Below are 12,159 nucleotides of genomic sequence, written 5' to 3'. Positions count from 1 at the left end.
GGCTGGTCGAACACATGAAGCTGGCCTTCTTGAATCGATTCAAGATGATTGATGCAACGAATGAGCGTTGATTTTCCGGAACCTGATGGGCCACACACCACGACGATCTCGCCAGAATGCACGGAGAAGTTGATGTCTTTTAGAGCGTGGTAATCGCCATACCACTTATTTACGTCGCTAAACTCAACGACGGGAGTATTCTCTTTCAAAGGGGCACGCTATAACGGAAAAATATCCTTTTACAATAGCAAGTTGTGCGCGTAATTTCATTAAGAATAAGCTAATGTTTAGGCGATGATTTTAAGACTCTATTCAGATCGCTTACAAGATACATCCATGTTTCTTTAATGTTGGTGCAGTCTAGAGTCTAGAGTATGACTAACTCAGTTCAACGAGATACGGATAACGAACAACAATCGCAACAACAGACATAACCATTAGTGTCTGTGCAGAATAGTAGGTCACCATGACAACTTGTCGTGAAAATATTGACCGTCCTCCAAAGCGTTCGAAAGCCAATACGATGCCAGAGATAATAAAGATAAAGCTTCCGAGCACTGCAAAAGAGGAGGATTGTGTTTTCCCACTCAAATAATACTCGATCGAAGCCCAGCACATAGTCATCAGTACCAATATATAACTGGCAACTGGCCGTTTCTCTTTACCGAGATCCGGTCGGAACAACCAGTAGACGCATATACCCAGTCCGAACAAGGCAATTGGGAGCCAAGGTGTAAAATGCCACGCTGACATGATGGCAAAACCATAACTATAGGAGAGATGGGCAGAGCAAAAGAGCACTAATCCTGTAATGAACTTGTCTCTAGGGAGCATTAATAACACGTCACCAAGCAACGAGAGCGATAAGCCAATCAAAATCCAATGCGCATATGGCATTGGGTAAGCCGGGGACTGAATTAAAATACCAAGCATACAGAGCACTGGTAATGGTTTAGAAACGTAAAAGAGCCATTTAGAGCCTTTACGGATACTGATGATATGTATGAATGCTAATACGACAACAACTAGCCACATAAAGTGTATTCTCGAACAGACAAAATTATGTAGTACATCACTACAACAAATCAAAACTTAATTAACGAGTTAACTCGTTCTTTGATCTCAATTATTTTTATTTGTGTAAAGCTGGACAGTTGTCTCTTTACTAACCAACACGGCCGATTTTTTGTCTGGAGGGAATCGTTGTTTTTAGAAGCCTCCTCGTTTTGAACGTGATGTGGTTTACAAAATAGCATAAAAAAACGGTATTGTGACTGTTAAGTCACAATACCGTTAAACCCTAGGAAGGGCAGTGAAGAGTTGTTGCAGTTATGAGACTGCTAACTCTAAGATTTCTCGGCTACGTTCAAGTGTGATCGCCTGGTTTTCACCTAAAACAGTCATGCCGTGTTTGTTTAGTTGATCAATAATGGCATCGATAGCTTGTTCACGGCTCTCACCATATTTTTCGAGCTTAGTTGCGACATCAAGTTGATGATAAAACGCTTCGATAGCTTCGATTGTGCGCTCTGCTAAATCCTCACCTGCTTCAAGACCAAATACGTTGCGACCCATTTGTTCTAACTTAGGGCGCTTAAACTGCATTTGGTTACGAAGTAACGATGGTTGGACAATTGCAAGAGAACGCGCATGATCAACGCCCCATAGAGCCGTTAATTCATGGCCGATCATATGTGTCGCCCAGTCTTGTGGAACGCCACTACCAATTAACCCATTCAATGCTTGGTTAGCAGACCACATTAAGTTTGCGCGCCACATATCGTCGTCTCGTTCCGCAAACTGTTCTCCGAGTGTTTTTAAAGTTTTCAGCAGTGTTTCTGCGTAACCATCTTGAACCATTGCACCGGTAGGAAGCGTCAAGTATTGCTCACATACGTGCACCCATGCGTCAACAATGCCGTTGATAAGCTGGCGTTCTGGCAGTGTTTTCATTACATCTGGGTCTAACACGGCAAATTTTGGCTGCACTGCTGGAGACATGAACGGAAGTTTGTCTTGAGTTTCTTTTTTAGTGATAACTGCGCCCATGTTTGACTCTGAGCCTGTTGCTGGCAATGTCAAAATTGCAGCTAGAGGCGTCGCTTCAGTGACTTGGTGCTTACCAATCATGATATCCCAACCATCACCATCGTACTTTGATGCCGCTGCTACGTATTTGGAACCATCGATGACTGAACCACCACCTACCGCTAGAATAAAATCAACACCATGCTCTTTTACCATTGCGACTGCTTTATCGAGTGTTTCTTTGGTTGGGTTTGGTTCAACACCTGAAAACTCTAGCCATTCATGTCCCTCAAGAGCTTCTGCTACTTGGTCGTACACGCCATTTTTTTTGATGGAGCCACCACCGTATACCACTAAAACTTTTTGGGCGGATGGGATAGCTTCTTTGATTGCTGCGATTTGTTTTTGACCAAAGAAAATCTTGGTTGGGTTTACATAAGAAAAGTTCATTATTAGCCCTCTTGCTTCGAGTGAAGGAGATTGAATACATGCATATTAGTCCTGATTAACGATGGTTAACAGGTCGATTTCTGCAAATAATTTGCCTATTTCTACAAAATTAATGCTCTTGAGCTAGAAAGTTAAAGTCGAGAGGAAGTATAGTGCTCGAAACGATAATAGAGACCAAACTCGTTGGTCATTGATGGAGCGCTCTAATGCACACTCTCGCAGATATCATGCAGCAATATGTTGAAAAGCAGGGGCTGCATGACCTAGAAGGTATGAAGAAAACAGCGATAGATGGCGTATGGTTTTATCGCAGTAGCAAAGGGAATCATCGCCAGCCGTTTGTCTATCAGTCCGGCATCATCGTCTTGGGTCAAGGGCATAAGAACATTCATATTGGTGATACACCAGTGCAATATGGGCCCGATGATTACCTTGTTGTCGGGGTTCCCATGCCACTAGAGTGCGAAGCGTTTGCGACAAACAATGAGCCTTTACTTGGCATTTCGATAGATATTTCGCCAACGCTTCTTCATAAACTCGTTAAAAAATTAGAGGGTGAGAAATTCAGTAATAAGTGTCTGGATGCTACCCGTTGCGGCCTTAAGTCGGTACGTATGAATGAAGGTATGTTGGATGCGTGCAAGCGGTTAATGAAAGCAATGTGTGACGAGCTTGATGTCATCATGCTTGGCGAGCTGCTTCTTGAGGAAATTGTGTATCGTACTTTGGTGAGCAAAGAGGGGTATGTTTTATTTGACCTAGCACATCAAGAAGGTTCTTACGCGAGGGTAGCTAAAGCACTAAATCGTGTACATCAAGCGTATCACGAACAGTTGAACGTACAAGCATTGGCTGAAGAAGCCAACATGAGTGTGTCTGCTTTCCATCAAGCATTTCGCAATGTCACGCTTGAATCTCCGTTGCAATATATTAAGAAAGTTCGACTTAACAAAGCGCGCGAATTGATCCAGTTAGAGGGGCGACGTGTTAATGATGCAGCGAGAATGGTTGGGTACACGAGCCCATCACAGTTTAGTCGCGAGTACAAGCGGCATTTTAATGAAACGCCAAGGTCAACAAAGGCTTAGTGATCTTTATTTCAAAATGGCGACTTTTTTTACCTTTTTTATTAATTTGCGAGTGACATATTTATTTAAGTTATAAAATTAGTTACTGGTGCCAAATAATAGGTACGTTGTTGCAATCATTTAGTGGATTGTTGCGAGGCGGTGTGGAAAACTCGTAAATAGATAGTGTGAAATCACCAACTTGTACTTAAGTTATTTTACGTCGAAATAAAAGTATAGATGCGCTTCGTTTAGCGCATTTAGTATTGTTTTAACAATAACTTAAGGAAGAGCGATTATGCACCTTAAAAACGGCAACGCAGTGAAAAACGTGTTCACACTAAGCACACTCACCGCTTCTTGTCTTATGGCCTTCAATAGCTACGCAGCAGTTGACTGTGCCCCTCTAGAAACTTGGCAATCATCAAAAGTTTATAACGGTGGCGACCAAGTTCAGCATGAAGGTAATGCTTATAAAGCGCGTTACTGGACGCAAAACAACAATCCAGCGCAATCTGGTGAGTGGGGCGAGTGGGAAACACTTGGCGCTTGTGATGGCACTGGACCGGTTGATCCACCTCAGAATGAAGTCCCGACGGTTACTCTGACATCGCCTTCTGCGTCGGCTTCTGTGACTGCGGGTGATGTTGTTAACCTAGCTGCAGATGCGGCAGATACTGATGGGACTGTTAGCAAAGTAGAGTTCTTTGTTGATGGTGTATTAGTTGGTCAGGCAACGTCTGCGCCGTATGTTGCATCGTGGACAGCAACTGAAGGACAGCACGAGTTCTCTACCAAGGCCTATGACGATGCAGGTGCCGTTAGTACGGCAAGTGTTGTGACGTTAACTGTGGCATCAGCGCAACCTGATAACGAAGCGCCGACAGTGGATGTCGTGCTTTCTGCGAACTCTATTGACCTGGGTGGTTCCGTCACACTGACTGCAAATGCTACGGATGCGGATGGTACCGTTGCTAAAGTTGATTTTTATGTTGCAGGTGTGCTTGCTGGCACTGCTACAACAGCACCATACACGCTGGATGTAACCCCTTCACAAGCTGGCTCATTAAGTGTTTATGCGAGAGCAACCGATGATGCTGGAGCAACAGCAGATTCTGCACTTGCAACGTTAACGGTAAACGGCGGCGCAGTGACATCTAATTGTCGTCCTGATGGTCTTTATCAAACAACGGGTGTAGATGTTCCTTACTGTTCTATTTATGACGAAGAAGGCCGTGAGAAAATGGGGGCTGATCACCCACGTCGTGTAATCGGCTACTTCACCAGTTGGCGAGCAGGTGACGACCCACAATCGACTTACCTTGTTAAAGACATTCCTTGGGAACAACTTACTCACATTAACTACGCGTTTGTGAGCATTGGTTCTGACGGCAAAGTAAACGTTGGCGACGTTAATGATCCAAACAACCCTGCTACAGGTAAAACTTGGCCAGGCGTTGAGGTAGATCCTGCTCTTGGTTTTAAAGGTCATTTTGGTGCACTAGCAACTTACAAGCAAAAACATGATGTTAAAACGCTAATCTCGATTGGTGGTTGGGCTGAAACGGGCGGTCACTTCGATACGAACGGCGATCGTGTAGCTGATGGTGGCTTCTACACCATGACGACGAATGCGGACGGTTCTATTAATCATGCTGGTATTGAGAAGTTCGCAACTTCAGCTGTTGAAATGATGCGTCAGTACAAGTTCGATGGCCTGGATATCGACTATGAATACCCGACGTCAATGGCTGGTGCTGGTAACCCTTACGACAAAGACTTCATGGAACCACGCCGTCAGTATTTATGGGCGTCTTACCAAGAGCTGATGAAAGTATTGCGTGAGAAACTTGATGCGGCATCCGCGCAAGATGGTATTCATTATATGCTGACTATCGCAGCACCATCTTCAGGTTACTTGCTACGTGGGATGGAAACCTTCGATGTAACTAAGTACCTAGACTACGTAAACATCATGTCTTACGACTTGCATGGGGCTTGGAATGATCACGTTGGTCACAACGCGGCTTTATTCGATACAGGTAAAGACTCGGAGCTAGCGCAGTGGAACGTATACGGCACTGCTGCATACGGTGGTATCGGTTACTTGAACACAGACTGGGCTTACCATTACTTCCGTGGTTCTATGCCAGCAGGTCGTATCAACATTGGTGTTCCTTACTACACCCGTGGTTGGCAAGGTGTTACTGGTGGCGAAAATGGCCTTTGGGGCCGAGCGGCACTACCAAACCAAGCAGAGTGCCAACCGGGCACAGGTGAAGGTGAGAAGAACAACTGTGGTCACGGCGCTATTGGTATCGACAACATGTGGCATGATACCGACCCTAAAGGAAACGAAATGGGCGCTGGTTCTAACCCAATGTGGCATGCTAAGAACCTAGAAAACGGTATTTGGGGCTCTTACGCAGCTGCTTACGGTCTCGACCCTGTCAACGATCCTTCAGATAAGTTTGTTGGTACTTATACCCGTCATTACGATAGCGTTGCTGTGGCACCTTGGTTGTGGAACGCAGAGAAGAGCGTATTCCTATCTACGGAAGATAAAGCTTCTATCGAGGTGAAAGCCGATTACGTTATCGATAAAGAGATCGGCGGTATCATGTTCTGGGAACTAGCCGGTGATTACAACTGTTACGTACTGGATGCAAATGGTAATCGTACGGCAGTAGATGCCACTGAACAAGCTTGTGCGGCAGGTAATGGTGAATACCACATGGGTAACACTATGACCAAAGCTATCTACGACAAGTTTAAGTCTGCGACGCCTTACGGTAATAAAGTAGCGACTGGTCCAACACCAACTGAAGCAGTAGACATTACTGTTAGTGTTGGCGGCTTCAAAGTTGGCGATCAAAACTACCCAATTAACCCGAAAATCACGTTTACGAACAACACTGGTCAAGCGATCCCTGGCGGTACTGAATTCCAATTCGATATCCCAGTATCTGCGCCGGACAACGCGAAAGACCAATCAGGTGGTGGTTTGAAAGTCATTGCTTCTGGACATACTCGTGCAAACAACATTGGTGGCTTAGATGGCGTAATGCACCGTGTGTCGTTCTCTCTACCAGCATGGAAAGACTTGCCAGCGGGCGGCACTTACGAGCTTGATATGGTTTACTACCTACCAATCTCTGGTCCGGCTAACTACTCAGTGATTTCTGGTGGTAAAGAGTTTGCGTTTAAGTTTGAACAGCCAGATCTACCAATTGGTGATCTCAATGCGGGCACGGGTGGTGGTACCACTGAACCAGGTACGTGTGATACGACAGGTTTAGTGACATACCCAGCTCTGCCACAAACGGATTGGGCAGGTAATCCAAGCCACGCTAACCAAGGTGATAAGATCATCCACAACGGTGTGGTTTACCAAGCGAACTGGTGGACAGCGGCTGAACCGGGTACAGATGGTAGCTGGTCAACGGTATGTAACATCTAATTATTATGGATTATTTGTTATAGCCTAATGTTTACGGGCACTTAAACAAAAGCGCACGATGATTATCGTGCGCTTTTTTGTTGTGATAGTTTGTCGTTTAATCAAATTGGTAACTTTCGGGTATGACGACAATACCTTTGTCTGAGATTTTAAATCGCTTCGCATCTTCAAGTTTGTTGATGCCAATTTGAGTATGTGGCGGAATACGAACATGTTTATCAACTATGCAGTTGACCAACTGACTTCCTTCACCGACTTCTACGTCATCAAAAATGATGGAATCGACTACCGTTGCACTATCTTGAATCCGTACATTAGAGGAAATAATGGAGTGCTGTACCGAGCCTCCGGAATTGATGACACCGGTAGCAATGATGGAGTTAATAAAAATGCCTTCATTACCCGTGGCCGACGATACAGTACGAGCTGGTGGAAACTGCGGCTCGTAAGTACGAATCGCCCAATTAGACTGATAAAGGTTCATTGGCGGCACAGGTTCTAGTAGATCCATATTCGCTTCATAGAAGGAATCAATGGTACCCACGTCGCGCCAATAGCAATCTTTATCGACGCGCCCTTTACTGCCACAGAATTGATAAGCGTAAACGGATTCGGTATCAATTAGCTTAGGTATGATGTCTTTTCCGAAGTCATGGCTTGATGAATCGAGTTTTGAGTCTTCTTCAAGCGCTTCTTTCAAAACATCCATATCAAAGATATATATTCCCATAGAAACAAGGCTTCTGGTCGCGCTTCCAGGAAGAGTAGGTGGGGTTTCAGGTTTCTCTATAAACGAAGTAACGAGCCCGTTTTCTGTAGTGCCCATTACACCGAATGCTGAAGCATCCTCTACGGGAACATCCATACAGGCAACGGTGAGCTTAGCACCTTTCTCTTTATGCTCTTCAAGCATTGCGGCGTAGTCCATTCGATAGATATGATCGCCGGATAACACAACCACATACTTTGCATCATTTCGCGATAGCAACCACATGTTGTGATAAATCGCATCGGCGGTTCCTTCATACCATGCACCACCTTTGCGCATTTGTGGTGGAACAGCAGTAATGTACTCGCCTAGCTCTGGATTGAATATCGACCAGCCGTCTCGTAAGTGTTTTTGAAGTGAATGAGATTTATATTGGGTTAAAACAAGGATCTTGCGTAAACCCGAATGTAAACAATTGGTTAGTGTGAAATCTATAATTCTATATTTTCCGCCAAAAGGTACGGCTGGCTTGGTTCTGTCATCGGTGAGTGGGCTGAGTCTAGACCCCATCCCTCCTGCTAAAATTACGGCGAGTGCGTCTTCCATAGTATTCCCTTTCCCTTTTCTGACATGCATCAAAACGGTGCTAACCTGAAGGAGGTGGTATGCAACGCAGAGGTTTTGAAAAGCATGTGCTAATGTGCTTATTAGTGAAAAGTCTACTACAAGAATCGAGCCATAGAATATCTCCTTAAAAATCAAGGAGGTTAAAATTTCACTGTAAGACAACTGCACCATATTAGTGAAGTGCTAAATAACCCGTGCATCAAATTGGCGCAAAATTGTAGAAAGGAGAAGTCAACAAGTATGGATTTACAATGTAAAGTGGCGACAAAACAAGAAGATAAATAGGGTTTTCTAGCTTAATAACTATGGCCAAACAAGGCTTAGGGTTAGCGTCTTAACTCTAAAGGTCTAAAACAGGCGCGTTGATGTAAGGCAGGAGAGCTTTGTATCAACGATTCAAGAGTAGAAGGCCTGAGACAACTCTTTTCACAGTTGTTGAGAGTGAGTGGATAGGTAAGTAGACCACTCACTCAATGAATATGCTCACTTCACTGATAGCGATACGTTATCACTGCACTAAGAGAGACCGACGATATTTCCTTCATCATCAAGATCTAAGTTCATAAATGCGGGTTTATCAGGTAAGCCTGGCATCGTCATCACGGTACCAGATAATGCATAAACGAATCCTGCACCCGCACACAAGCGCAGCTCGCGGATTGGGACGGTAAAACCAGTTGGTGCGCCTTTGACTGCGGAGTCTGTGGTTATCGATAGTGGTGTCTTCGCGATGCAAACCGCTAAGTTGTTAAAGCCTAATTGCTCAAAATGTTTGAGCTGTTCAGTCGCGATAGGAGTCATTTCTATATTGGTTGCTCCATAGCCCGCTTCACATACTGCCATGAGCTTTTCGAGTAATGATTGCTCTTTGTTGTATAACGGACAAAACTCTACAGGCGTGGTACACGCATCAATAACATGTTGAGCTAGTTCCGTTGCGCCTTGTCCGCCTTGCGAAAAAGCGGTGCTGATGGCTACTTTAACTTCGGGATTAAATTGGTGAATCAGCTCTTCAAGAGCTTTAAGCTCTTTCACACAATCTTGTGGAAACTGGTTAATGGCAACGACAGCAGGTAAACCGTATTTATGAACGTTATTTATGTGCCATTTTAAATTTTCAAACCCAGCCTCCAATGCTGCTTGGTCCGGATTAAAAATGGAATCTGGAATAGCCATACCTGGGCGTAAATCGTAGTGTCCAGAATTCGCTTTGAGGCCGCGTAATGTTGCTACGATCACTACACAGTCCGGGGCTTTGTTGGCGGCAGCAGCTTTAATGTTACACGCTTTCTCAAATCCCATATCCGAACCAAAACCGGCTTCAGTTACCGTGTAACCTGACAGTTTTAGCGCAATATCGTCCGCGATAATGGATGAATTTCCATGGGCGATGTTTGCAAATGGACCTGCATGGATCAACGTAGGAACACCTTCTAGAGTTTGCATCAGTGTTGGTGCAATCGCCTCTTTTAGTGTTACTGCCATTGCTCCTGCAACTTGTAGATCTTCCGTAGTGACGGGGTTTCCGTTCAAATCGTACGCTACGACAATTTTCCCAATACGTTGACGTAAATCTTTTAAATCTTTGGCTAGTGCAATTATAGCCATTAACTCGGAAGCAGCTGAAATATCGAACCCTTCGTCACGCTCGAAACCATTGATGGTTTTTCCTGCATCATTGAGGCCAATTTTGACTTTACGTAGTGCACGATCATTATGGTCCATCACTCGTTTCCAAGTAATACTTGCCGTGTCGATTTTAAGTGCTCTTAACCCGGTGCGTGATTCAAAGGCATCATAACCCTCGCGTTGCTCATGGAACAAGCGAGCGTCAAGAGCGGCTGAAGCAAGGTTGTGCGCCGCTGTCACTGCGTGAATGTCACCAGTAAGGTGTAAGTTTAACTCTTCCATTGGAGCTACTTGAGAATAACCGCCGCCCGCTGCGCCACCTTTAATACCGAAGACGGGTCCCATCGAAGGTTGCCTTATACATGCAATAACAGATTGATTAAGCTTTGCTAAACCTTGCGCCAGGCCTATCGTCGTAACGGTTTTTCCTTCGCCAAGAGGAGTCGGCGTGATCGCAGTGACGAGTACAAGTTTACCGTCATCATTTGCTTTGAGTCGTTCCAAACATTTTGGGTGGACTTTGGCTTTGTGCTTCCCGTGAGTGTCATACTCTTCGGGTGATAGTCCTACTTTTTCCGCGATAACATCAATAGAAGAAAGTGGTGTTTTTCGGCAAATTTCGATATCTGACTGCATGGAGAATCCCCAAAGTGGTACTCAGGTAGCGTTGAAAAACTACCTGAGTTATAACGAGTATTATTGTGAGGCAAAGGTCTGCTTGGTGATGGTACTGTTTCGGTTAGGCTTGTAAAGAGTTTACTGCTTCGTATTGTGCGACATACTAACAAAATCTACTCGTTACAGTGCTAGACAAAAACAAAAAGGTCACCAAATGGTGACCTTGATATATTTTTAGCTTTAAAGCTGTCGTTTTAACGATCCCAATAAGTCTCTTCTAAGCTATCTTCTCGTTCAGGAAGCGCTCGCGATAGGCGAGGAGAGTGCTGCGTCAACACTTCATAGCTTACTCGGTTTGCGTATTTACAGATCTGAGAAAGCGAGGAGTAGGTTAAGCATCGTACTTCGTGCTTTTCTGAGTTAGGCACTTCTTTTTGGTGGAAAGAGTTTGCTGCCATGTCATGCAGTAAGGCTGAAAGGGCTGCATCACCTGCACCGTTAGTGTTCTTAATCTCTAGTGGTCCACCAAGGTAAGGGCCGATGTGAGAGTATACCTTCATTGGGTTTTGACAGTCTTCTTTACGCATCGCACGACTAAACTCGTACTGGTTAAAGGCTTCGAGGGAGCTTTCAAGGATGTCGTGTGTGGTTTCTCGTTTTACTTTCTCATCGGTGTAACCAGCCATGTACAGACCATTTGGTCCTGCTGTACAAAGTACGAGATCAACCCACTCAAGTGCTTTATCAGCAGCTGCTAGCGGCTCTGTTTCACCTGTTAGCGCCGCACCTTCTTCTTCATTCATAGCGACAACAGAAATGTTTTCGCGAATGTATTCTTGCCACCACTGTGCGTTACCTTCGATAACGTACTTTGTCCCTAACGTAAGTACAACAGGGACATCGTGCTTCTTAGCAAAGTCGATCGCTCTTTGTACCGCTTTAGGCATTGGATCTTCTTCTTTACCACGCATTAGGTAAGAAGAAACAACCAGGGCTGATGCTTTCTCAAAGATCTCTTCAGGAATGCTTTCCGGAAGTAGTTGATTCATATGACCTTCGTTGATAGCAAATGTACGCTCACCGTCTTGAGAAATTAGGGTGTAGCAGCGACCAATAGGGCCATCTACCGTTTGTAAATGGTTAAGGTTCATGCGTGAAGACGTACGGCAAAGGTAGCGATAAGCAAAAGAACCGACTTGAATGTTCTTAGACATCACACCGAGCAAAACGGATTTGCTATCGGCTAAAACTGAGTAGTTGTGAAGAGTATTGCCAATCGTGTCACCTGGGTATTGGTGCGTGATCAGGCCTTGCTCAACCAGTTCTTCGTAAAGTGCATCTGCTTTGCTTTCTTCAAGAACGAGCGAATGTCCTTTACTCAGGTTGTATTTCTCTAAAAACGCGTCATCTACACGTGCTTCGATATCTACAATGGTTTGACCGACACCAACAATAGTTGGGCGATATAGCTTAGGTGCCTGTCGGATTTGGTTTACTAATGGATCTCGAGCGTGAGTTGGGAAGTAGTGTTTAGATTTACGCTGACCAGGAAACTTCATGCTTGTTCTTGA

At 44.7% G+C, this 12,159-nt stretch carries 8 protein-coding genes; 2 read left to right on the top strand and 6 right to left on the bottom strand.

Translation table 11 applies throughout. The features are described 5' to 3' along the window. The 3 genes from R7041_RS20695 to R7041_RS20685 form a co-directional block, all read right to left on the bottom strand. Nucleotides 1-209: ATP-binding cassette domain-containing protein (locus R7041_RS20695; RefSeq protein WP_318128705.1), on the bottom strand; the 209-nt coding region annotated here is incomplete at its 3' end. A 169-nt stretch (nt 210-378) separates the two neighbouring features. Next, entirely contained in the window at nt 379-1,035 is a 657-nt protein-coding gene (locus R7041_RS20690) for a lysoplasmalogenase (protein ID WP_005376394.1), read from the bottom strand. 294 nt (nt 1,036-1,329) lie between these two features. After that, nucleotides 1,330-2,478 carry an iron-containing alcohol dehydrogenase gene (locus tag R7041_RS20685; RefSeq protein WP_064369264.1) on the bottom strand — a complete coding sequence of 383 codons (1,149 nt, stop codon included), beginning with the start codon at nt 2,476-2,478 and terminating at the stop codon, nt 1,330-1,332. Between the two features lie 206 nt (nt 2,479-2,684). Here R7041_RS20685 and R7041_RS20680 point away from each other — a divergent pair, with 206 nt between their 5' ends. After that, entirely contained in the window at nt 2,685-3,566 is an 882-nt protein-coding gene (locus R7041_RS20680) for an AraC family transcriptional regulator (RefSeq protein WP_017634187.1), read from the top strand. 277 nt (nt 3,567-3,843) lie between these two features. After that, the gene (locus R7041_RS20675) at nt 3,844-7,005 is read left to right on the top strand and encodes a chitinase C-terminal domain-containing protein (protein WP_064369263.1); all 3,162 of its coding nucleotides are present in this window, start codon (nt 3,844-3,846) and stop codon (nt 7,003-7,005) included. Nucleotides 7,006-7,102: 97 nt separating this feature from the next. On the opposite strand, the gene glgC is transcribed toward R7041_RS20675, so the two are convergent. The 3 genes from glgC to R7041_RS20660 form a co-directional block, all read right to left on the bottom strand. Then, entirely contained in the window at nt 7,103-8,320 is a 1,218-nt protein-coding gene (glgC, locus tag R7041_RS20670) for a glucose-1-phosphate adenylyltransferase (RefSeq protein WP_025767797.1), read from the bottom strand. A 537-nt stretch (nt 8,321-8,857) separates the two neighbouring features. After that, the gene (locus R7041_RS20665) at nt 8,858-10,606 is read right to left on the bottom strand and encodes a formate--tetrahydrofolate ligase (protein ID WP_054730044.1); all 1,749 of its coding nucleotides are present in this window, start codon (nt 10,604-10,606) and stop codon (nt 8,858-8,860) included. A 236-nt stretch (nt 10,607-10,842) separates the two neighbouring features. Further along, complete coding sequence (locus R7041_RS20660; RefSeq protein ID WP_005376376.1) at nt 10,843-12,147, bottom strand: inosine/guanosine kinase; 1,305 nt, start codon at nt 12,145-12,147, stop codon at nt 10,843-10,845. Between the last annotated feature and the right edge of the window lie 12 nt (nt 12,148-12,159).

The sequence above is a fragment of the Vibrio sp. 1751 genome, assembly GCF_033339895.1.
In the GTDB taxonomy this organism is placed as follows: Bacteria; Pseudomonadota; Gammaproteobacteria; order Enterobacterales; family Vibrionaceae; genus Vibrio; species Vibrio alginolyticus.
The sequence above is the reverse complement of the archived record's forward strand: the minus strand, read 5'-3'. Positions and strand labels throughout refer to the sequence as shown.

Bases quoted from the DNA above. Each gene is read 5' to 3' on its own strand.
- R7041_RS20690 (WP_005376394.1), bottom strand. From the start codon at position 1,035: ATGTGGCTAGTTGTTGTCGTATTAGCATTCATACATATCATCAGTATC.
- R7041_RS20685 (WP_064369264.1), bottom strand. From the start codon at position 2,478: ATGAACTTTTCTTATGTAAACCCAACCAAGATTTTCTTTGGTCAAAAA.
- R7041_RS20680 (WP_017634187.1), top strand. From the start codon at position 2,685: ATGCACACTCTCGCAGATATCATGCAGCAATATGTTGAAAAGCAGGGG.
- R7041_RS20675 (WP_064369263.1), top strand. From the start codon at position 3,844: ATGCACCTTAAAAACGGCAACGCAGTGAAAAACGTGTTCACACTAAGC.
- glgC (WP_025767797.1), bottom strand. From the start codon at position 8,320: ATGGAAGACGCACTCGCCGTAATTTTAGCAGGAGGGATGGGGTCTAGA.
- R7041_RS20665 (WP_054730044.1), bottom strand. From the start codon at position 10,606: ATGCAGTCAGATATCGAAATTTGCCGAAAAACACCACTTTCTTCTATT.
- R7041_RS20660 (WP_005376376.1), bottom strand. From the start codon at position 12,147: ATGAAGTTTCCTGGTCAGCGTAAATCTAAACACTACTTCCCAACTCAC.